The organism is Streptomyces sp. NPDC021093 (assembly GCF_044333135.1).
In the GTDB taxonomy this organism is placed as follows: domain Bacteria; phylum Actinomycetota; class Actinomycetes; order Streptomycetales; family Streptomycetaceae; genus Streptomyces.
On record NZ_JBIRQJ010000006.1, the window covers coordinates 91,677 to 112,927 of the forward strand.

20 protein-coding genes are annotated in these 21,251 nt (G+C 71.5%); 12 read left to right on the forward strand and 8 right to left on the reverse strand.

From position 1 onward, the window contains the following. Positions 1-245: 245 nt before the first annotated feature. On the forward strand, positions 246-1,457 hold the full coding sequence (locus tag ACH4SP_RS19490; protein WP_398416519.1) for an acyltransferase: 1,212 nt from the start codon (positions 246-248) through the stop codon (positions 1,455-1,457). Positions 1,458-1,589: 132 nt separating this feature from the next. On the opposite strand, the gene ACH4SP_RS19495 is transcribed toward ACH4SP_RS19490, so the two are convergent. Beyond that, positions 1,590-2,639, reverse strand: coding sequence for an aldo/keto reductase (locus ACH4SP_RS19495; RefSeq protein ID WP_398416521.1), 1,050 nt, complete (start codon positions 2,637-2,639; stop codon positions 1,590-1,592). Between the two features lie 7 nt (positions 2,640-2,646). Then, positions 2,647-3,123, reverse strand: a complete 477-nt coding sequence (locus ACH4SP_RS19500) for a MerR family transcriptional regulator (protein ID WP_398416523.1) — start codon at positions 3,121-3,123, stop codon at positions 2,647-2,649. 22 nt (positions 3,124-3,145) lie between these two features. On the opposite strand from ACH4SP_RS19500, the gene ACH4SP_RS19505 reads away from it, so the two are divergent. Both ACH4SP_RS19505 and ACH4SP_RS19510 read left to right on the forward strand, forming a co-directional pair. Continuing rightward, on the forward strand, positions 3,146-3,361 hold the full coding sequence (locus ACH4SP_RS19505) for a hypothetical protein (RefSeq protein ID WP_398416525.1): 216 nt from the start codon (positions 3,146-3,148) through the stop codon (positions 3,359-3,361). Positions 3,362-3,747: 386 nt separating this feature from the next. Then, positions 3,748-4,575, forward strand: coding sequence for a serine hydrolase domain-containing protein (locus ACH4SP_RS19510; RefSeq protein WP_398416527.1), 828 nt, complete (start codon positions 3,748-3,750; stop codon positions 4,573-4,575). A 63-nt stretch (positions 4,576-4,638) separates the two neighbouring features. On the opposite strand, the gene ACH4SP_RS19515 is transcribed toward ACH4SP_RS19510, so the two are convergent. Together ACH4SP_RS19515 and ACH4SP_RS19520 are read right to left on the reverse strand one after the other, a co-directional pair. After that, positions 4,639-5,529: a hypothetical protein gene (locus ACH4SP_RS19515; RefSeq protein ID WP_398416529.1), complete on the reverse strand. Its 891-nt coding sequence runs from the start codon at positions 5,527-5,529 to the stop codon at positions 4,639-4,641. 79 nt (positions 5,530-5,608) lie between these two features. Beyond that, positions 5,609-5,968, reverse strand: a complete 360-nt coding sequence (locus tag ACH4SP_RS19520) for a peptidase inhibitor family I36 protein (protein ID WP_398416531.1) — start codon at positions 5,966-5,968, stop codon at positions 5,609-5,611. A gap of 308 nt (positions 5,969-6,276) precedes the next feature. Here ACH4SP_RS19520 and ACH4SP_RS19525 point away from each other — a divergent pair, with 308 nt between their 5' ends. Further along, complete coding sequence (locus tag ACH4SP_RS19525; protein ID WP_398417190.1) at positions 6,277-8,175, forward strand: serine/threonine protein kinase; 1,899 nt, start codon at positions 6,277-6,279, stop codon at positions 8,173-8,175. Here ACH4SP_RS19525 and ACH4SP_RS19530 read toward each other — a convergent pair. Then, on the reverse strand, positions 8,169-8,825 hold the full coding sequence (locus ACH4SP_RS19530; protein ID WP_398416533.1) for a pirin family protein: 657 nt from the start codon (positions 8,823-8,825) through the stop codon (positions 8,169-8,171). The two genes, ACH4SP_RS19525 and ACH4SP_RS19530, sit on opposite strands and share 7 nt — an antisense overlap. A 59-nt stretch (positions 8,826-8,884) precedes the next feature. On the opposite strand from ACH4SP_RS19530, the gene ACH4SP_RS19535 reads away from it, so the two are divergent. The 5 genes from ACH4SP_RS19535 (at position 8,885) to fabF (ending at position 13,839) form a co-directional block, all read left to right on the forward strand. After that, positions 8,885-10,111: a PucR family transcriptional regulator gene (locus ACH4SP_RS19535; RefSeq protein ID WP_398416535.1), complete on the forward strand. Its 1,227-nt coding sequence runs from the start codon at positions 8,885-8,887 to the stop codon at positions 10,109-10,111. 89 nt (positions 10,112-10,200) lie between these two features. Further along, on the forward strand, positions 10,201-11,121 hold the full coding sequence (locus ACH4SP_RS19540) for an ACP S-malonyltransferase (RefSeq protein ID WP_398416538.1): 921 nt from the start codon (positions 10,201-10,203) through the stop codon (positions 11,119-11,121). Positions 11,122-11,133: 12 nt separating this feature from the next. Continuing rightward, positions 11,134-12,165 carry a ketoacyl-ACP synthase III gene (locus tag ACH4SP_RS19545; RefSeq protein ID WP_398416540.1) on the forward strand — a complete coding sequence of 344 codons (1,032 nt, stop codon included), beginning with the start codon at positions 11,134-11,136 and terminating at the stop codon, positions 12,163-12,165. 77 nt (positions 12,166-12,242) lie between these two features. Beyond that, on the forward strand, positions 12,243-12,491 hold the full coding sequence (locus ACH4SP_RS19550; RefSeq protein WP_398416542.1) for an acyl carrier protein: 249 nt from the start codon (positions 12,243-12,245) through the stop codon (positions 12,489-12,491). A gap of 79 nt (positions 12,492-12,570) precedes the next feature. Then, the gene (gene fabF, locus ACH4SP_RS19555; RefSeq protein ID WP_398416545.1) at positions 12,571-13,839 is read left to right on the forward strand and encodes a beta-ketoacyl-ACP synthase II; all 1,269 of its coding nucleotides are present in this window, start codon (positions 12,571-12,573) and stop codon (positions 13,837-13,839) included. Positions 13,840-13,946: 107 nt separating this feature from the next. On the opposite strand, the gene ACH4SP_RS19560 is transcribed toward fabF, so the two are convergent. Further along, on the reverse strand, positions 13,947-14,441 hold the full coding sequence (locus tag ACH4SP_RS19560) for a DUF3145 domain-containing protein (RefSeq protein ID WP_398416547.1): 495 nt from the start codon (positions 14,439-14,441) through the stop codon (positions 13,947-13,949). Between the two features lie 330 nt (positions 14,442-14,771). Here ACH4SP_RS19560 and ACH4SP_RS19565 point away from each other — a divergent pair, with 330 nt between their 5' ends. Beyond that, on the forward strand, positions 14,772-15,689 hold the full coding sequence (locus ACH4SP_RS19565) for an SGNH/GDSL hydrolase family protein (protein ID WP_398416549.1): 918 nt from the start codon (positions 14,772-14,774) through the stop codon (positions 15,687-15,689). A 163-nt stretch (positions 15,690-15,852) separates the two neighbouring features. Here ACH4SP_RS19565 and ACH4SP_RS19570 read toward each other — a convergent pair whose 3' ends face one another. Then, positions 15,853-18,315: a beta-glucosidase gene (locus ACH4SP_RS19570; protein WP_398416552.1), complete on the reverse strand. Its 2,463-nt coding sequence runs from the start codon at positions 18,313-18,315 to the stop codon at positions 15,853-15,855. 161 nt (positions 18,316-18,476) lie between these two features. On the opposite strand from ACH4SP_RS19570, the gene ACH4SP_RS19575 reads away from it, so the two are divergent. After that, positions 18,477-19,052 (forward strand): TetR/AcrR family transcriptional regulator, encoded by a 576-nt coding sequence (locus ACH4SP_RS19575; RefSeq protein WP_398416554.1) that lies wholly within the window; start codon positions 18,477-18,479, stop codon positions 19,050-19,052. A gap of 223 nt (positions 19,053-19,275) precedes the next feature. After that, complete coding sequence (locus ACH4SP_RS19580) at positions 19,276-20,511, forward strand: pyroglutamyl peptidase (RefSeq protein ID WP_398417191.1); 1,236 nt, start codon at positions 19,276-19,278, stop codon at positions 20,509-20,511. Between the two features lie 107 nt (positions 20,512-20,618). On the opposite strand, the gene ACH4SP_RS19585 is transcribed toward ACH4SP_RS19580, so the two are convergent. Beyond that, positions 20,619-21,233, reverse strand: coding sequence for a LysE family transporter (locus tag ACH4SP_RS19585; protein ID WP_398416556.1), 615 nt, complete (start codon positions 21,231-21,233; stop codon positions 20,619-20,621). Positions 21,234-21,251 lie beyond the last annotated feature (18 nt).

Sequence of the window (21,251 nt, forward strand, 5' to 3'; positions counted from 1 at the left end):
GGCGGACCGGTGAACAGCACACGAGGCGGACCGGCGAGCAAGGCACGAGGCGGACCGGCGAGCAGGACGCGCGGCGGACCGGCGAGCAAGGCGTGCGGCGGACCGGTGAACAGCACACCAGGCGGACCAGCGAGCAGGACGCGAGGCGGACCGAAGGCTCCCCCTTTCCACCCCGTCCGTGCGTCCTCATCCACAGGACGGGCTCAAGTCGCCCCCCACACACCCCACTTCACGAAGGTCACCCGATGAGCCTCTCCGCCCTCGCCACCAAGGTCGACGCCCGTACCCCCGCCCACCGTGACCGTGCCATCGACGGGCTGCGGGCGCTCGCGCTGCTCGCCGTGCCCACCGGGCACTGGCTGCTCGGCGGGTTCACCGTCGACGCCGACGCCGGTTCGCTGCACAACACCAGCCCGCTCTCCTCCTTCTCCGCCCTCGCCCCCGCCAGCTGGATCCTCCAGATGCTGGGCATCTTCTTCCTGGTCGGCGGCTACGCCTCCGTCCTCTCGTACCACAGGCGCAAGGGGTCGAGCGCGGAGTGGCTGAAGAGCCGGCTGGTGCGACTGGGACGGCCTGTGCTCGGGGTGACCGCCGTCTGGGCGATGATGCTCCCCGTCCTGTACGGGCTCGGGGTGCCCGAAGCCACCCTGCGCACCGGCGCGAAACTGGTGGTGCAGCCCCTGTGGTTCGTCGGCGTGTACGCGGCGATCACCGCGCTCACCCCGCTGTGCATCCGTGTCGCCCGCCGCGCGGGCGCCTGGTCGGCGGCCCCGCTGATCGGCTCCGTCGCCGTCGTCGACTTCCTCCGGTACGGCCCGTACGCCGACGCCATGCCCTCCTGGCTGAGCCTCCTCAATCTGCTCCCCGGCTGGCTCTTCGCCTACCAACTCGGCGTCGCCTGGGGCGAGAAGAGGCTCAGCAGGAAGACCGCGTACGTCCTCCTCGTCGGCGGCACCGCCCTCTTCGCCGCGCTCCTGCTCGCGTTCCACTACCCGGCGTCGATGGTCGGCGTCCCCGGCCAGGACCGCACCAACTCGCACCCGCCGTCGCTGCTCGTCCTCGCCCTGGCCGCCGCACAGAGCGGTGCGGCCGTGCTGCTCCGCGACCGCATCGCCAGGCTCCTGAGGCACCCGGCGCTCTGGGCGCCCGTCGTCGTCATCAACCTCTCCGCGATGACGATCCTGTGCTGGCACCAGACCGCGATGCTCGCCGCCGCCGTCCCCGGCTCGTACCTCGGTACGATCCCGGGCCTGACCGCCACCCCCGACACACCGGGGTGGATCGTGGCGCGGATCGCGTGGCTGCCGCTGTTCGCGGTGCTGCTGGTCGTGATCGGGAAGTACGCGCGGGTCTTCGAGCACCCGGCCGCCACCGCCCCGCGTACGACGAAGGCCAGCGGGACGGCCGTGGGACTGCTCGCGGCGGGCTTCACGGTCTTCGCGCTGGGACTGGCGTGAGCCACGTGCGTACGTGCGCATGAGCGTGAGCCGCGTGCGTACGTGCGCACGAGTGTGAGCCGCATGCGTACGTACGCACGGGTGTGAGCCGCGTGCGTACGTACGAGAACTGCTCCCGGCCCCCTGCCCGGCCTACTCCCGGCCGGCGGAGGTGAACGCCATGTCCGCGTACCGCCCGCCCGCCACCTGCCCGGCGATCGGTTCGAGCAGCGCCAACTCCTCGGCGCTCAGGACCAGTCGGGCCGCGGAGACGTTCTCCTCGACCCGGGTGCGCTTCGTGGTTCCCGGGATCGGCACCACCGACAGTCCCCGCACCCGCGCCTGCTGCTGCACCCAGGCCAGTGCGACCTGGCCGAGCGTGACGCCACGGGCGCGGGCGACCTCGCGCACCGGGTCGAGCAGCGCGCTGTTCGTCTCGGCGTTGGCGCCGGTGAAGCGGGGCTGGTGGCGGCGGAAGTCGTCCGCGCCGAGGTCCTTCTCGGCGTTGGCGAAGGCCCCGGTGAGGAAGCCGCGGCCGAGCGGCGAGTAGGCGACCAGGGCCGCGCCCACCTCGGCGGCCGCCGGGACCACGCCCGCCTCGATGTCCCGGCTGAACAGCGACCACTCCGACTGCACGGCCGCGATCGGGTGCACGGCGTGGGCGGCCCGCAGCTCCGGGCCCGTCACCTCGCTCAGCCCGAGCTGCTTGACCTTGCCGGCCGCGACCAGCTCGGCCATGACACCGACGGTCTCCTCGATCGGGATCTTCACGTCGCGCCGGTGCATGTAGTAGAGGTCGACGACGTCCGTGCCGAGGCGGCGCAGGCTGTCGTCGATGCACTTGCGGATGTAGGCGGGGTCGTTGTTGATGTACCGCTTCGTGCGGTCCTCCGGGTCGATGGCCAGCGCGAACTTCGTGGCGATGGTGATCTCGTCCCGGTGCGCGGCGACGAACGGGGCGAGGAACTTCTCGTTCTCGCCGTCCGCGTACATGTCCGCCGTGTCGTACAGCGTGACGCCCAGTTCGAGGGCCCGCTCCAGGGTGGCCCGCGCCTCGTCGGCGTCGGCCGGACCGTACGCACCGCTCATGCCCATGCAGCCGAGGCCCTGGACACCGACCTCGGGACCGCTGGGACCGCCGAGGCGGGTGGTGGGTATGCGGTTCGTGCTGCTCGTGCTGCCCGTGCTGCTCGTACTGCTCATGTGGTGTTCAGAACCTCTCCGACGCCCGGCGGGCGTCCGCATAAACGTCGATCTTGTGGTCGAGTACGGCGAGGGTGTCCCGAAGCTCCTCGATCCGTGCCCGTACGGCACGGCGGGTCCCCTCCAACAGCTCCTGCCGGGCCTCGAAGGTGTGCTCGCCCTCCCGCACCAGTTCCGCGTAACGCACCATGTCGGCGACCGGCATCCCGGTCAGCCGCAGCTTGCCGACGAGGGCGAGCCAGTCCAGGTCCCGGTTGCGGAACCGGCGCTGGCCGGTGTGCGAACGGTCGACGTGCGGCATCAGACCGATCCGCTCGTACCAGCGCAGGGTGTGCGCGGTGAGCCCGGTGACCTGCGCCACCTCACTGATCGTGTAGTGGTCACGGCCCTCGGGCAGGGGGTGCCCGCCGCCGGGGCCGCAGGTGAGCGGCGGTTGCTCCGAGTCGGCCGGTATCCGTACGGGACTGCTGTCGATCACCGTCATGCCCTCACGCTAGGACCTTGGAGTGCACTCGAAGCAAGCGGATTCCCCCACCAATTCCCCTGCCCGCCCCAGCCGCACGACGCCGACCGCCCGCCACCGCCCTGCGGGCACTGGTGCCGCCGCCGCTGCCCTGTGGGCACTGGTGCCGCCCGCCGCCCTGCGGGCACCGCGCCGCCGCCGCCGTCCTGTGGACACCGCGCCGCCGCCCGCCGTCCTGTGGGCACTGGTGCCGCCCTGAAGGGGCGGGACGGGTGGGCACAGGGCGGCCCCCTCGCCGCGGGCCGGCCCCCGTTCGGCTTGCTTGCGCTCCGGGGGCTTGCCGGACCCGGGGCGGCAGCGAGGGCACACGGTCGCGGAAGGGAGCGCTCCGCGCGAGGGGCCGCCCCCTTGCCCACCCGTCCCGCCCCCGGGGGCGGCCCCGCTGCCCAAGGAGACGGCGGTATCGGCTGTGCCCAAGGAGGCGGCGGTAGCGGCTGTGCCCAAGGAGGCGGCGGTAGCGGCTGTGCCCAAGGAGGCGGCGGTAGCGGCCCCGCTGCCCAAGAGGGCTGGGGGCGAGGCCGGGGCCGAAGGGGCCGGGTAGGGCCGGGGCCGAGAGGCCCGTTCTGGTCCGGTTAGGCTCGGGGCATGCAGAGCGTGACGATGATCGAGTCCTGGCCGGTGCCCACGGCCGCCACAGCCGTCGTACGGGCCGACGGCACCGTCCTCGGGTCGCACGGAGCGACGACGCACCGCTTTCCGCTCGCTTCCGTCTCCAAGCCCCTCGGCGCCTACGCGGCCCTGGTGGCGTACGAAGAGGGCGCGATCGAGCTCGACGAACCCGCAGGGCCCCCCGGCTCCACGGTCCGCCACCTGCTCGCCCACACCAGCGGCCTCGCCTACGACGAGCCCCGCGTCACCTCCGAGCCCGGCACCCGCCGCCTCTACTCCAACGCCGGTTTCGACGCGCTGGGCGACCACATCGCCAAGGCCACCGAGATCCCCTTCGGCGAGTACCTCCGCCAGGCGGTCCTCGAACCCCTCGGCATGTCCGCCACCACCATGGACGGTTCCCCCGCCCGGGACGGCGTCTCGACCGTCGACGACCTCGCCCGCTTCGCCGCCGAACTCCAGGCCCCGCGTCTGCTGGACCCCCGTACGGTCGCCGGGGCCACCCTCACCGTCCACTACCCCGGCACCAAGGGCGTCCTCCCCGGCTTCGGCCACCAGAACCCCAACGACTGGGGTCTCGGCTTCGAGATCCGCGACTCCAAGTCCCCGCACTGGACGGGCGGTTCGGCCTCTCCCCGCACCTTCGGCCACTTCGGCCAGGCCGGTACGTTCCTGATGGTCGACCCCGACGCGGGGATCGCGATCGTGGCCCTCGCGGACCGCGCCTTCGGCCCGTGGGCGGCGGAGGTCTGGCCGCCGTACATCGACGCGGTGCTGGCGGAGGCCCGCACCGCCACCGCCTGACGGAGCGCCGCCTGACGAAGCGCCGCGCACGGGACGCCGCGTCACGCCGCCGTGCCGGGGGTTTCACTTCTCCCCGGCACGCACTGCTTTCGCCTTCGCCAGGAATCGGTTCTTCGCGTCGAGAATTCGCTTGAAATCCGACGGCTTCTGCTCGATCCACTTCTTCTGCAAGGCACTGTCGACGGCGAACCAGGTCCGGATCAGACCGACTTCCGTCTGACATTTCACATCCGCGACGGCAACCGTCTTCTCCTCGTCGGAAGGCGGGTTCCTCATGTCCCAGCGCGGGTCGCCGATCGCCTTGTCGAGAGTCGGATATTCGTGGCCCGCCCGGCGCATACAGGAACTCCATTCCCGCACCGCACGCACCACTTTCGGGTCCTTCGCCGAATCCGCCAGGGCCTTGGAGTTGAATCGCGTCGCGAGGGTCTGGTCGTAGTCGATGCCGCGCCACAGTGCGTCGTTGGAGCGGCGCTGACAGCCGGTCTTCTCGTCCGTCGCGGTTCTCTTCTCCTCCGGGGTGAGGCCCCGTTCGCGCCGCTGCTTCTTCTCGTACACCTCGGTGGGGCTCAGCAGTGCGGGAACGGGGTGGTAGCCGAAGTTCTTCGCCACTTCCGGTTCGACGACTCCGTAGCGGCGGCGGTTGCGCCAGTCGCCGAAGTCCGGGCGCTCGATCAGGCGCCAGTCGTAGCCGTGCTTCTTCATGCACTGCCGGGTGAGCAGGTCCGCCGCTTCCTCGCCGTCGTAGATCTCGTCGACCGAGAGCAGGTACGTGTCCGTCGGCAGCCTCAGGCCGAGGACCTCGGCGGTCGGGGCCGGCACCTTCGGCACGCGGACCCCGGACGGCCCCGACCCGGGCGACCCGCACCCCGCCGTCAGCACGATGAGCGCGATGGCCGACGGCAGGCCGATCCGTGTCCCCTTGCGTGCCCGTTCCCGTTCCCGTACGTCCACTGCCCTCCCCCTGCGACATGGCACGGCGCAACAGCGGGAACCGGTCCGCCCGGTTCCCGCCCCTGAGCTACAGGTACAGCTACAGGAACTTCACGCAGCTCGCCTTGTTGTCGAAGCTGTTGTTGCTGAAGTCGGTATCGACCGAATTGGGCTTGGCCGTGTAACTGGTGCCCGTACAGGCACCGCCTTTGTCCCACATGCCGACGTAGGAGTTCGTGTAGTTCTTCATGGAACTGGCACCGTTGTTCATGACCTGTGTGGTGCCGGACCAGTACTTGTTGTTCAGCTCCACGTCCGAGCCGCCGAACGAGGCGGAATTACCGGCGTAGTTGTCGTGCTGGTAAAGGTAGAAGGCCGCGTTGGCCTGAGAGGCGAAACCGATCACGAGGGCGGAGGCACCGAGCAGCGTGCCCAGACGAAGAGCAAGTGTGCGCTTCATGCTGTTCCTCTCATTCGTTTCTCCGGCAATGCACATTCCCGCCGTATCGGGATGGAGCTAAGCACCGCTTCGACGAGCATGTCAACGAATGGTCGCATTACGGCCATCATCCACTTCCCTCTCCTTTACGGCCGGTTTGCACCGCCCCTCCACGCACCTTTCTGTGCCTCCCTCTTGACAGTCGTCCGGCACTCGAAGCGCACTGTCCCTCCCCCGTCTCACCCGGCACGTGACGGGCGGCATGCGCCATGGGTTCGGATACCCTCCCACCCGACAACCGGCACACAGTCCAACGGGTGGGAAAGAAGATGCACGAGGGTACGGCGACAAGCGGACAGTTCCACCCGCTGGAGGAGAACGACCCCCGCACGGTGGCGAGTTACCGCATCGCGGCACGGCTCGGGGCCGGCGGAATGGGGCAGGTGTACCTGTCGTACACGCCGGGTGGGCACCCGATCGCCGTCAAGGTGATCCGGCCGGAACTGGGTGAGGATCCCGGGTTCCGGCAGCGCTTCCGGCTGGAGGTGCAGGCGGCGCAGCGGGTGCAGGGGCTTTACACCGCGCCCGTCATCGACTTCGACACCGAGGGCGGCCGGCCGTGGCTGGCGACGGCGTACGTGCCGGGCCCCTCGCTCGCCGTGGCGGTCTCCGAGCACGGGAAGTTCCCGGTACCGACGGTGCTGCGGCTGCTCGCCGGGATGGCGGAGGCACTGAAGGTCATCCACGGTGCGGGCATCGTGCACCGTGACCTGAAGCCCGCGAACGTACTGCTGGCCTCCGACGGGCCCCGGGTCATCGACTTCGGGATCGCGCGGGCCGCCGACGCAACCGCGCTGACGGGAACCGGGATCACGATCGGCACCCCGGCCTTCATGTCGCCGGAGCAGGCGGCGGGCAAGGAGGTCGGCCCCGCGTCGGACGTCTTCGCGCTGGGGCAGGTGGGCGTGTACGCGGCTCTCGGCAACACGGCGTACGGGGAGGGCAATTCGCACGCCGTGCTCTACCGGATCGTGCACGAGGAGCCCGATCTGACCGGACTGCCGGAGGAACTGGGCTTCCTGGCGCGCTGCCTGGCGAAGGACCCCGCGCAGCGGCCGGAGCCCGCCGAGATCATCGAGCTGTGCCGGGCCGCCTCGGCGACCCCGCTCAGCCAGCACGGGGACTGGCTGCCGGAGCGGATGTCCGAGGACATCGAGATGAGGACGCGGGCCTCGGCACAGATGCTGACGTCGATGTCGGCGAAGGCCGAGCCCTCCGGGACACCTGCCGGGACTTCCGACGGATCACCGTCGTCCGTGGCGAGCGCGCCGACCGCCCCGGGTGACCTCCGCACACCCCCGGCCGCGGCACCGGCGGCGCCCGCCGCTCCCCCGGTCCCGCCCGGCCTCGCGGCCCACCCGACGGCCGCGTCCACGGCCGCGCACACTCCGCCGCCGTACCCGGGCAGCTACCCGGGCTCCGTCCAGGCCCCCCAGGCCCCCCAGCCCTCCGGGCCCGCCTACCCCGGTACGTACCCCGGGCACCACCCCACTCCGCCCCCGCCGCACAGCCTGCACGCCGCCCCCTACCCCCAGCAGCCCCAGCCCGGCTGGGCGCCGCAGCCGCCGCCGAAGAAGAAGATGAGCGGCGGGGTCATCGCGCTCATCGTCATCGCCGCGGTCCTGCTCCCGGTCGGCGGCTGCGCGGCGTTCCTGGCGAACCTGGCGGGCGACGCCGCCAAGAAGAACCGGAGCAGCAGTTCCGCGTCCTCGGGGGCCACCGGTTCCGCCGGGAGCGACGGCAAGCAGCGCCCCGACCCCAAGCCCGTCTCGTACAAGGGCGTGAACCTGACGAACGACTACTACGTCCGGTTCGCCGACTCCCCGCCCAAGCCGATCCACTCCGGCGACGCCGCCTACGAGGACGACGCGGACTTCTACTACTGGAGCAACGAGCGCTACCTGGGCAGCAGGGGCAAGAAGATTTCCCTCCTGAACAACTCCCAGAAGGGCTCCCTCCAGACCTGCCGCGACGAGACCCGCTTCACCGAGCGCCTCACGATCGGCCAGGTCTCGTCGGGTTCGCAGATCTGCGTGCACACGGAGTCGGGCCACATCGGCCTGGTCACCTTCCGCGGCAGGTCGGCCGAGTCCGACCCCAGCGACTACGTCACCGTGGACCTCACGCTGTGGCGCAACGCCGAGGAGCCCGCCGAGTCCGGCTACTGACCGGCGGCAAGCTCCCACACGAGAACCTCGGCGGCGGTCGCGGCCGTTATCCCCGGGTCCGGCCCGCCGCTGACCCGCACCGAGTCCCCCGGCCCCAACTCCTCGCCACCGCACGCCACTTGACCTCGTACGACATGGAGGTAGGCGGTCTCCGGCAGCGGCATCCGCTCCCCCGGGCCCGGTCGCAGGACATGCAGTGCCGCACCCGCCGCCGGCACCTCGTACGGGATGCCGGCGGCGACCTCGCGCACCAGCCCGTACGAGGGTTCGCCGCCCGGCACGAGCGGTGCCAGCCACATCTGGACGAAGACGAGCGGCACGTCCCCCGCGTTGCGCTCGACGTGCCGCACCCCGTCCCCCGCGCTCAGGTGCTGGACGTCCCCGGGGCGTACGACCGTGGCGTGCCCCGCGGAGTCGAGGTGCGTCAACTCGCCCTCGACCACCCAGGTGACGATCTCGGTGTGGCTGTGCGGGTGTTCGTCGAAGCCCGCGCCGGGGGCGAGGCGCTCCTCGTTGCAGGCCAGGACGGGGCCGAAGCGGAGGTTGTCCGGATCGTAGAAGTGGCCGAAGGAGAAAGCGTGCAGGGACTCGACACCGGCTGCCGGGTCGCCGCCGCGAAAGCGGTCCGTGGAGCGTCGTACGGATATCACGGGGACCACGGTAGCCCCGGCACACGGGGGCGACCGCCGGATAAGGCAGTCTTGTCCCCGTGCCCCGACCCGATCCAGACCAGCAGCCCGCGCAGCAGCCCGCGCCCGTGGCGCCCGCCGCCCGTCCGCACCCGCACTCCGCGACTCTCAAGCGGCTGGAGCAGTCCGCGGGCAGTCTCGCCGCGAGCGCCATCGCGCGCATGGACGCGACGCTGCCCTGGTACCGGGCCATGCCGCCCGAGAACCGGTCGTGGATCGGGCTGGTCGCCCAGGCCGGCATCGCCGCGTTCACGGAGTGGTTCCGGCATCCGGAGACCCCGCAGGCGATCTCGACGGACGTCTTCGGGACCGCGCCGCGCGAGCTGACGCGGGCGATCACCCTGCGGCAGACCGTCGAGATGGTGCGTACGACGATCGAGGTCATGGAGTCGGCGATCGAGGAGGTCGCCGCTCCCGGCGACGAGTCGGTGCTGCGGGAGGCGCTGCTCGTCTACGCGCGGGAGATCGCCTTCGCGACCGCCCAGGTGTACGCGCAGGCCGCCGAGGCCCGGGGTGCGTGGGACGCACGTCTGGAGTCCCTGGTCGTGAACGCCGTGCTGTCAGGCGAGGCCGACGAGGGGGCCGTCTCCCGGGCCGCCGCCCTCGGCTGGAATTCGCCGGAGCACGTCTGCGTGGTCCTCGGCACCGCCCCCGACGGCGACTCGGAACTGACCGTGGAGGCGATCCGGCGGGCCGCGCGGCACGCGAAGCTCCAGGTGCTGACCGGCGTGCTCGGTTCCCGTCTCGTCGTCATCGCGGGCGGCAGCGACAATCCGCTGCATGTGGCGAAGGCGCTGATCGGTCCCTACGCGGCCGGGCCCGTGGTCGCGGGCCCCATCGTGCCGGACCTCCTCGCGGCGACGAAGTCCGCGCAGGCGGCGGCCGCCGGGCTCAAGGCGTGCACCGCCTGGCAGGACGCCCCGCGGCCCGTCCTGGCGGACGATCTGCTGCCGGAGCGGGCAATCGCCTCCGACCCTGCTGCCAGGGACCAGCTGGTGGAGGAGATCTACAGACCACTGGAGGAGGCCGGCTCCGCGCTCCTGGAGACACTGAGCGTGTATCTGGAGCAGGCGAGCAGCCTCGAAGGGGCGGCGCGGATGCTCTTCGTGCACCCCAATACCGTGCGCTACCGGCTGCGACGTGTGACAGACGTCACCGGCTGGTCACCGTCCGACGTCCGGTCGGCCTTCACGCTTCGTATCGCCCTGATCCTGGGGCGCCTGGCCGACGGCGACTCGCCGTCCTAGACTTTTGTCGGATACAAACAATTCCCCCGACGGTTCTTCGTCCCAGTCCCCACGGGCAGAAGACGCCGCCCACAAGAGAGAGTGTGAGGGTGCTCGTACTCGTCGCTCCCGGCCAAGGCGCTCAGACGCCCGGCTTCCTGACCCCCTGGCTCGACCTTCCCGGCGCTGCCGACCGCATCGCGGCCTGGTCCGACGCCATCGGGCTCGACCTTGCCCACTACGGCACGAAGGCCGATGCCGACGCCATCCGTGACACCGCCGTCGCCCAGCCGCTGCTGGTCGCCGCCGGTCTGCTCTCGGCGTCCGCGCTCGGTGACATCTCCTCCGTCGGCGCCGTCGCCGGACACAGCGTCGGTGAGATCACCGCCGCCGTGTTCGCGGGCGTACTGGCCGAGGACGCCGCGCTCCGTTTCGTACGGACGCGTGGACTCGGCATGGCGGAGGCCGCCGCCGTCACCGAGACGGGCATGGCCGCCCTGCTCGGCGGCGACCCCGAGGTGACGATCCCGCACCTGGAGCGGCTCGGCCTGACCCCGGCGAACGTGAACGGCGCCGGCCAGATCGTCGCCGCCGGCACCGCCGAGCAGATCGCCGCGCTGGAGGCCGACAAGCCGGAGGGCGTGCGCCGTGTCGTGGCCCTGAAGGTCGCGGGTGCGTTCCACACCTCGCACATGGCCCCGGCGGTCACCGAACTCGGCAAGGCCGCCCAGGACCTGACGGTGTCCGACCCCACCCTGACGTACGTCTCGAACGCCGACGGCAAGCAGGTCGCCGCCGGTTCCGAGGTCGTCTCGCGCCTGGTCAGCCAGGTCTCCAACCCGGTCCGCTGGGACCTGTGCATGGAGACCTTCCAGGAGCTGGGTGCGACCGCGATGGTCGAGGTCTGCCCCGGCGGCACGCTCGTCGGGCTGGCCAAGCGCGCCATGCCGGGCGTCAAGACCCTCGCGCTCAAGACCCCCGACGACCTCGACGCGGCCCGCGCGCTCCTCGCCGAGCACGCGAGCGCGTAAGGAGCGAGCAGCATGTCGAAGATCAGGCCCAGCAAGGGCGCCCCGTACGCACGCATCCTCGGGGTCGGCGGCTACCGCCCGACCCGGGTCGTGCCCAACGAGGTGATCCTCGAAAAGATCGACTCGTCCGACGAGTGGATCCGCTCGCGCTCCGGCATCGCCACCCGCCACTGGGCGTCCGACGAGGAGTCCGTGGCGATGATGTCGATCGAGGCCTCGGGGAAGGCGATCGCCGACGCCGGGATCTCCCCCGAGCAGATCGGCGGAGTCATCGTCTCCACCGTCTCGCACTTCAAGCAGACCCCGGCCGTCGCGACGGAGATCGCGCACAAGATCGGCGCCGGCCGGCCGGCCGCCTTCGACATCTCCGCGGGCTGCGCGGGCTTCGGCTACGGCCTGACCCTGGCCAAGGGCATGGTCGTCGAAGGTTCTGCCGAATACGTGCTGGTCATCGGCGTGGAGCGGCTGAGCGACCTCACCGACCTGGAGGACCGCGCGACGGCCTTCCTGTTCGGTGACGGCGCGGGCGCGGTCGTCGTGGGCCCCTCCCAGGAACCGCACATCGGCCCCACCGTGTGGGGTTCCGAGGGCGACAAGTCCGAGACGATCAAGCAGACGGTCGGCTGGGACGAGTTCCGCTCCCCCGACGCCTCCCAACTGCCGCTGGACAGCGCCGGCGAGATCAAGTTCCCGGCCATCACGCAGGAGGGCCAGGCGGTGTTCCGCTGGGCCGTCTTCGAGATGGCGAAGGTCGCCCAGCAGGCGCTGGACGCGGCCGGGATCTCCGCCGACGACCTGGACGTCTTCATTCCGCACCAGGCCAACATGCGGATCATCGACTCGATGGTGAAGACTCTCAAGCTGCCGGAGCACGTCATGGTCGCCCGTGACATCGAAACCACCGGCAACACCTCGGCCGCCTCGATCCCGCTCGCGATGGAGCGGCTCCTGGCGACCGGGCAGGCGAAGAGCGGGGACACCGCCCTCGTCATCGGCTTCGGGGCGGGTCTCGTGTACGCCGCTACGGTCGTTACCCTCCCCTAGGGCACTTGTCGCTTCATAACCGGCACAGCCCACACTCTCTGAACCCTCTGATTCACACACACCGAAGGAGCGCCATCATGGCCGCCACTCAGGAAGAGATCCTCAAGGGCCTCGCCGAGATCGTCAACGAGATCGCCGGCATCCCGGTCGAGGACGTCCAGCTGGACAAGTCCTTCACCGACGACCTGGACGTTGACTCGCTGTCCATGGTCGAGGTCGTCGTCGCCGCCGAAGAGCGCTTCGAGGTGAAGATCCCGGACGAGGACGTCAAGGGCCTCAAGACGGTCGGCGACGCCGCCGACTACATCCTGAAGCACCAGGGCTGAGCTGCCCCGTAGCGCTGCACTCGCCACCCGGCGGTGGCGCCGTAAAACTTCCCCCTCTACACGTGGAGAAAGAATTCCTGTGAGCCCGACCAATCGCACCGTGGTCGTCACCGGTATCGGCGCAACAACCCCGCTGGGTGGCGACGCCGCATCGACCTGGGAAGGTCTGCTGGCCGGCCGGTCAGGCGTACGCCCCCTGGAGGGCGAGCGCTTCGCCGAGCTGCCCGTGCGTATCGCCGCGCAGGCGGCGGTGGACCCGTCCGAGGTCCTGCCCCGCCCGCTCGCCCGCAAGCTGGACCGCTCCGCGCAGTTCGCGATCATCGCGGCCCGCGAGGCGTGGGCCGACGCCGGCTTCACCGCGAAGGCCGGTGAGGACGAGAACATCGCCCCCGAGCGCCTCGGCGCGGTCGTGTCCTCCGGCATCGGCGGCATCACCACCCTGCTCGACCAGTACGACGTGCTGAAGGAGAAGGGCGTACGCCGCGTCTCCCCGCACACCGTCCCCATGCTCATGCCGAACGGCCCCTCGGCCAACGTCGGCCTGGAGATGGGCGCCCAGGCGGGCGTGCACTCCGTGGTCAGCGCGTGCGCCTCGGGCGCCGAGGCCGTCGGCTACGCGATCGAGATGATCCGCAACGGCCGCGCGGACGTCGTCATCGCCGGTGGCACCGAAGCCACCATCCACCCCCTGCCGATCGCCGCCTTCGCCAACATGATGGCGATGTCGAAGAGCAACGACGAGCCCGAGAAGGCCTCGCGTCCGTACGACACCGCCCGGGACGGCTTCGTCCTCGGCGAGGGCGCCGGCATCGTCGTCCTGGAGTCGGCGGAGCACGCCGCCGCACGCGGCGCCAGGGTCTACTGCGAGGCCGTCGGCCAGGGCCTGTCCTCCGACGCCCACCACATCGCGCAGCCGGAGCCGACGGGCCGCGGCATCGCCGCCGCCCTCCAGCAGCTGCTCGACGCGACGGGCCTCGCACCGTCCGAGATCATGCACCTCAACGCGCACGCGACGTCCACCCCGCAGGGCGACGTCGCCGAGATCAAGGCGCTGCGCAAGGTGCTGGGCGACGACCTGGACCACGTCGCGGTCTCCGCCACCAAGTCCATGACCGGTCACCTGCTGGGCGGCGCGGGCGGCATCGAGACGGTCGCCACCGTCCTCGCCCTGTACCACCGGACGGCCCCGCCGACCATCAACGTCGACGACCTCGACCCGGAGGCGGCGGAGGCGGACATCGTCCGCGACAAGCCGAGGGAGCTTCCGGCGGAGGGGACGATCGCGGCGATCAACAACTCGTTCGGCTTCGGTGGCCACAATGTGGTGCTGGCGTTCCGGACGGTCTGATTTCTTTCGTACGCAAGCAGATGGCCCGCCCCTCGCACGAGGGGCGGGCCATCTGCCTCTAGGGGCGCGGGGAACTGCGCGACCAGCCACAACGCACCCGCAGAGAACTAGACCACCTGGTGGAGCCAGCGGACGGGGGCTCCCTCGCCCGCGTACCGGAAGGGTTCCAGCTCGTCGTCCCACGGCTTGCCGAGCAGCTGGGAGACCTCGGCCTCCAAGTCGCTCTCACCGCGCGTCGAACGCCCCAGCGCCGCCCGCAGCCGGTCCTCGGGGATGAGGATGTCGCCGTGCATTCCGGTCACGGCGTGGAAGATGCCGAGCGCCGGGGTGGAGCTGTAGCGCTCGCCCTCCGCCGTGGGGCAGGGTTCGGCGGTCACCTCGAAGCGCAGCATGTCCCAGCCGCGCAGCGCCGACGCGAGCTTGGAGGCCGTACCGGCCTTGCCCTGCCAGGAGAATTCGGATCTCCAGGTACCGGGCGCGGCCGGCTGCCTGATCCAGTCGAGACCGACGCGCACACCGAGTACGGAACCCACCGCCCATTCGACGTGGGGGCACATCGCGCGTGGTGCGGAGTGGACGTAGAGAACTCCACGTGTCGTCACCGGGACCTCCTGCTGTGTGGGTCGAGGTTCGCCAACACCTGCGGCCTCGTGCTCCCTGGCCATTCGGTCGAGGTGACGCGCCTGGCCGGCTCCCGAGGTTGTCAACAGTAAACAGCATCGGGAGTGAATCTCCTGAAAAGGGACAGTATGTGACGTCATGTAATTTGCCGATACCGGTGGGACGGGGTGCCGGCGGTGGGGCGCCGCCGTGCTGCTGCGGCGGCACCGTGGGGAAAAGCTACCGTGCGGCGTGCGCCGGGGTGTGACGTACTGTCGGTCCGGGAGCGGGGAAATATCGGGGTTTCCGGGCTTTTCGGAGGGAAGCAGAGCATGCGGGACAGCAGTCGGAAGGGGCGGGGGCGCGGCCGTCGTCTCCGTGCGGGGGCCGCGGCGCTGGCAGTGCTGATGCTCGGCGGAGCGGCCGGCTGTTCCGGGGGCGGTGCGGGGGCTTCGGGGCCCGCACCGAAGGCCGCGGGGCGGCCGACGCCGAAACCCACTCCCACGTGGGACCGCTCGCCGTCCTCGCTCGTTGCCGTCGGCGATTCGATAACACGCGGGTTCGACGCGTGTTCGGTACTGGCGGACTGCCCCGAGGTGTCCTGGGCGACCGGCACGGACGCGACGGTGAACAGCCTGGCGCGGCGGCTCCTGGGCGCACGGGGCGCGGCGGAGCACAGCTGGAACCTGGCGGTGTCCGGCTCGCGCGTCTCCGACCTGCCGCAGCAGATGGAACGGGCCGTGGAGCACCGGCCGGAGCTGGTCACCGTGATGACCGGCGCGAACGACGCGTGCCGCAGCTCGGTGGAGCACATGACGCCGGTCGCGGACTTCCGCGCCTCGTTCGAGTCGGCGCTGCGGACGCTGCGGGCCGAACTGCCGAAGACCCAGGTGTACGTGGCGAGCGTGCCGGACCTGAAGAGGCTGTGGTCGCAGGGGCGGGACAATCCGCTCGGCAAGCAGGTGTGGAAGCTGGGGATCTGCCAGTCGATGCTCGGCGACGCGGACGCGATGGACGAGCGGGCGACGGCGCGGCGGGACACGGTGCGGGAGCGAGTGGTGGCGTACAACCGCGTCCTCGCGGACGTGTGCGCGAAGGACGCGAAGTGCAGGTTCGACGGGGGTGCGGTGTTCAACTACGCGTTCACCGGAACGCAGCTGAGCCAGTGGGACTGGTTCCACCCGAGCAGGGACGGCCAGAGCCGGCTGGCGGAGATGGCGTACCGGGGGGTGGTGGGGGCGGGGCGGTAGCGGGGCGGGCGGCGCAGAGCGGCGGGTGGTCTTCGTGCGGGTGCGTCGTGGCTGATCGCGCAGTTCCCCGCGCCCCTAAATGCCTGCCCCCGGGGGCGGGACGGGTGGGCAAGGGGGCGGCCCCCCACCGCGGCACGCCCCGTCCCTCGACCGCCCCCGCCCGTTACCTCCGCACCCTCACCGACACCCGCCGGTCCGCGATCGACCGTCCCACCTCGACCTCGTACTCACCCTCCACCAGCCTCCACACCCCCACCGTCTCGTCCCAGATCTCGAACGCCCGACGCGGCAGATCGACGGCGACCTCGACCGTCTCACCGGCGGCCGCCGTCACGCTCGCGAACCCGGCCAGCCAGCGCACCGGCCGCTCGACCGTGTCGGCGACGGGGGCCAGGTAGACCTGGACGACCTCGCGGCCGGTCCGCGTACCCGTGTTGCGCACGCGGACCGTGACCACACTTCCGGCCGCGATGACCGACTCGTACTCCCACGTCGTGTATCCGAGACCGTGCCCGAAGGCGTACGCAGGGGTGACGCCGGCCTTCTCCCACGCCCGGTAGCCGATGAACAGGCCCTCCGCGTACGGGAGTTCACCGTCCACCGGGACGACGTCCGTCACCGGTACGTCCGCGAAGGACACCGGCCAGGTGGTGGGGAGGCGGCCACCGGGCTCCTCCGCCCCCAGGAGCACGTCGGCCAGTGCCGCCCCGCCCTCCTGGCCCGGGAACCAGGTGAGCAGGACCGCCGCGACCTCCTCGCGCCACGGCATCTCCACCGGCGAGCCGGAGTTGACGACGACGACGGTGCGGGGATTGACGGCGGCGACCGCGCGCACCAAGTCGTTCTGGCGGCCGGGGAGTTCGAGGTCCCTGCGGTCGAAGCCCTCGGACTCGACACGGTCGGTGGTGGCGACCACGACCACCGCGGCAGCAGCCGTACGGGCCGCTTCCACGGCCTCGGCGATCAGCGCGTCCGCGTCGCGCTGCGGGCCGAGGTGGGTGAGCGCGAACATCACGGCCCGGATCGACGCGCCGGTGTTCTTCGCGAGGGTGTGGGTGAGGGAGATCTCGACCGGCTCCCCCTCGGTCAGCGTGACCCGGCCGCGCTCCTGCGGTGCGCCGAAGAACGCCTCGAAGGGGTCCGCGCCCTCGCTCATCGGCTGGACGCCGTCGAAGAGGGTCTCGCCCGCGACCTTGAGCGTGTACGCCCCCAGGCCGCGCGTGCCGAAGGCGTGTCCGCCGTCCTCGCGCGGCGTGAAGGTGCCGGTGACCTCGATGCTGTGCAGGTTCTCGTGGGTGGCGCCGTCGGGGAGGTCGTCGCCGATCCACTGGACCTGGCCGCCCGGGAGTGAGCCCTCGCCCACGACGTTGCCCGCCTCGTCGCGGCAGACCGCGCGCAGCTCGAATCCCTTGTCGGCGACGGCGAGTTCGTCGCTCGGGTCGGCGCCCACCGTGAAGGTGAGCGCGTCGGCGGGGAGGGCCGCGCGGAGACCGTCGAGCGGGGAGACGACGCGCTCGGGGAAGACGGTCGCGGAGCCGCCGCCGAGGACCCGGGCGTCGCGGGCGGCGGCGCCGGAGAGCGCGACGGTACGGGCCGGGTCGAGCGGCAGGGTCCGGTTCTCGTTGCGTACGAGGACGAAGGCGCGGCGGGCGATCTCGCGGGCGACCGCCTGGCCGTCGACGGCGGCGGGGAGGGCGGACTCGGGGACGACCGCGGGGGCGCCGTCCAGGATGCCGACGCGGGCGGCGAGCCGCAGTACGTTGCGTACCGCCTCGTCGACCACGGACTCGTCGACGTCACCGGCGCGGACGGCTCCGGCGAGCGCCTCGCCGTACACGGTCTGCGGGCCCGGCATCGCGATGTCGAGGCCGCCCTCGATGTCGCCCTTGGTGGAGCGGGCGGCCATCCAGTCGGAGACGATCGCGCCGTCGAACTTCCACTCGCCGCGCAGGACTTCGTTCTGGAGGTAGTGGTGCTCGGACATGGAGGTGCCGTTGACCGAGTTGTAGGCGCACATGATGCCCCACGGGTGGGCGTTCTCGACGATCGCCTCGAAGGGGGCGAGGTAGAGCTCGCGCAGCGGGCGCGGGGCGATGACGTTGTCGACGGTGAAGCGGTCGGTCTCGGCGTCGTTGGCGACGAAGTGCTTGACGGTGGTGCCGACACCGCCGTCCTGGACGCCGTTCACGTATCCGGAGCCGATAACTCCGGTGAGGTACGGGTCCTCGGAGTACGCCTCGAAGTGCCGGCCGCCGAGCGGCGAGCGGTGCAGGTTCACGGTCGGGGCGAGGAGCACGTGCACGGACTTGCGGCGGGCCTCCTGGGCGAGCAGCCGGCCGGCCCGGCGGGCCAGCTCCGGGTCCCACGTCGCGGCGAGCGCGGTCGGGGACGGGAGGGCGATCGACGGGTCGTCCGCGGTCCAGCGGACACCGCGCACACCGATCGGGCCGTCGGAGAAGACCAGCGGCCTCAGCCCGATCCCGGGGAGCGCGGGCAGCGACCACATGTCCCGGCCGGCCAGCAGACGGGCCTTGGCGTCGAGGTCGAGCTTGCCGAGCGCGGCGCTGACGACGTCCTCGCGCGTCCGGTCGTCGGGGGTGTTCCGGGTGGTGGGCTCGCCTGCCACGGCCGTACCTCCTCATTGAGATCTGCTGTTGCCCCATGCTTACTCCGATTACCTGTAACTTGGTAGGCTTCGTTATCTCTTCGTGATATTTGGGTATGGCGTACCGTCCTGACCGGCAAGATCGCGGCGGAACGGAAGCGCCCAGGGGAAGGGGCATCGGCATGGCCAGGGCAAGGAGCGAGGAGCGGCGGGCAGAAATCCTGCGGGCCGCTCTTGAGGTGATCGCCGAGCGCGGCTACCGCGGGGCGTCGCTGGCGTCGGTCGCCGAGCGCGTGGGTCTGACCCAGCAGGGCCTGCTGCACTACTACCCGACCAAGGAGGCGCTGCTCGTCGCCGTCCTGGAGGAGCGCGACCAGTGGGACACGGGCGGCGCGCTCAGCCCCGAGTCGTGGCGCCTGGACCTGATGGACTCCCTGGTCGAGTACAACGCGATGCGTCCGGGCGTCGTCCAGACCTTCTCCGCCCTCCTCGGCGAGAGCGTCACCGACGGGCACCCGGCCCGGGACTTCTTCACACACCGGTACGAGGCCGTGCGCGGCGGCATGGCGGGGGCGCTGCGCGCCGAGTTCGGGGACCGGCTGCCGAGCGGGCTCACCCCGGAGCAGGCGGCTCCGCTGCTGGTGGCGGTGCTGGACGGGCTGCAGTACCAGTGGCTGCTGGACCCGGGGTCGGTGGACATGCCGGGGGCGTTCCGGAACTTCCTGAAGCTGCTGCGACAGCCGCAGCAGCACCCGTAGCGGTACTCGCAGCTCCGGCAACAGCACCTCTGCCGGAACACTCGTCACGGCACCCCCTTCCGTCACCCCCGCCCCGGCTCCGATACTGGGCGGGCCCTTCGGCCCGGCGACCCCGGGAACCGGAACCACGGAAGGACCCGGCGTGCGACGACCCCCACACCCGCGAGGTGCCCGGCGGCGGTTCACCGCCCTGACGCTCTCCGCACTCGCCTGTACCACCGTCCTGGCCACCCTCGCCGTCCAGACCCCGGCGCACGCCGGATCCGCCCTCGCCACGGTGGTCCCCGCGGGCACCCCGACCGTCGAGGAACAGCGGCTGGACGGGGACGTGCCGCGGGAGATCCTGCGGCGCAGCGGATTCGACGCGGTGGCACCGGAGTTCGCCCGCGCGCTCCGGCGGGCCGGTTCCTACCGGGCGGCCGAGCGGGCCGTCGCGGAGGACGGGGCGAAGCTGTGGCGGCGGGCGGTCGACCGGGCACAGGGCCGGGGGCCCGCACACGGCGACCTGAGCCGGGGCGACGACCGCCCGCTGTACTGGGCGCGCCTGGCAATGACCCGCGAACTCCGCTCCTGGGCACCGGAGTTCGGACTCTCCGAGCGGAACAGGGACCGGCTCGTCGAGCGCCTGGAGCGGTCCTCGCGCGGGCAGGACAGCATCGGCTTCCCCGGGCACGGCGCCGGCCGCGACCGCGGGCCCGACGCACGGCCCAAGGGCCTGAAGCGGGTGCTGGTGACGGGCTTCGACCCGTTCACGCTGGACCGCGACATCCGGATCGGCAATCCGTCGGGGGCCACCGCCCTCGCGCTGGACGGCACCGTGATCCGTACCGCCGACGGACGGCTCGCCCGGATCGAGACGGCCGTCTTCCCGGTCCGCTGGGACGACTTCGCCTCCGGCGAGGTGGAGCGCGCACTGCGCCCGCACCTCCCGCACGTCGACCTGTTCACCACCATCAGCCAGGGCCGGGCGGGCCGCTTCGACGTCGAGCGGTTCAACGGGGCGTGGCGGGGCGGCTTCGGCGACAACCTGAACGTCGGGCGGACCGGTCCCGTCCCCGTCCCCGATCCTGCCTCGCAGCCCCAGTGGACGCGGACGTCCCTCCCGTACGCACGTATCGTCGCGGCACGCACCGGCCCGTTCCCGGTGTACGACAACACCTCGGTGACGGAGATCCCGGCGGGCGGTGCCGGGCCCGTGGAGCGGCCGGACGGACCCACGCCGGGCTCGTCCGCGCGGGCCGGGGGCGGCGGCGACTACCTCTCCAACGAGATCGCCTACCGGGCGACCCTGCTGCGCGACCGGCTCGGCCTGAAGATCCCGGGCGGCCATCTGCACACGCCGGTGCTGGAGTTCGACAGGGCGAACAGCACGGAGATCACCGATCCGGTGTTCGTGCGGAACCGGTCGGACATCGTCGCGCAGATCCGGGAGATCCTGCGGGTGGCGGCGGCCCGGTAGCCTCCGCCCACCGGCCGGTGGAACCACCGGCCGGTGGAACCACCGGCCGGTGGGGCTCGGCCGGCGGTGGGGCTCGGCCGCTGGTGGGGCTCACCGGCTGGTGGGGCTCAGCGAGCCAGCCCCAGAGTCACCCCGAGTCCCACCAGTACCGACCCGATCCCCCTGTTGAGCGCCTTCTGGCGGCGCAGCATCGCGTTCCGCAGCCTGCTGTCGGAGAAGAAGAGCGCGACCAGACCGAACCACCCGAAGTGCGCCACGGACATGAACAGGCCGTAGCCCGCCTGCTGCCAGAGCGCCGTCTCCGGGCCCACGACCTGCGTGAACGTCGACACGACGAAGAGGGTCGTCTTCGGGTTGAGGACGTTGGTGAGGAACCCGGTGCGCAGGGCGCCGAGCGGCGAGAGCGCCTGCTTCCTGTCGCTCTCCAGGTCGACGTCCAGGTCGCTCCTGGCGAAGAAGGTCCGCAGCCCGATGTAGACGAGGTAGGCCGCGCCGAGCAGCTTGATCGCCGTGAAGAGCGCGGTCGACGAGGCGATCAGCAGCCCCACGCCGAGCATGGTGTACGTGACGTGGACCAGCACGCCGGCCGCGACTCCGGCCGCCCCGAGCAGGCCCGTCGTACGGCCGTAGAGGTAGCTGTTGCGGACGACCATGGCGAAGTCCGCGCCGGGGCTGATGACGGCGAGGAGGGTGATCACTGCAACGGCTGTCACTTCGGTCATGGAGTGAATCGTCCGCCG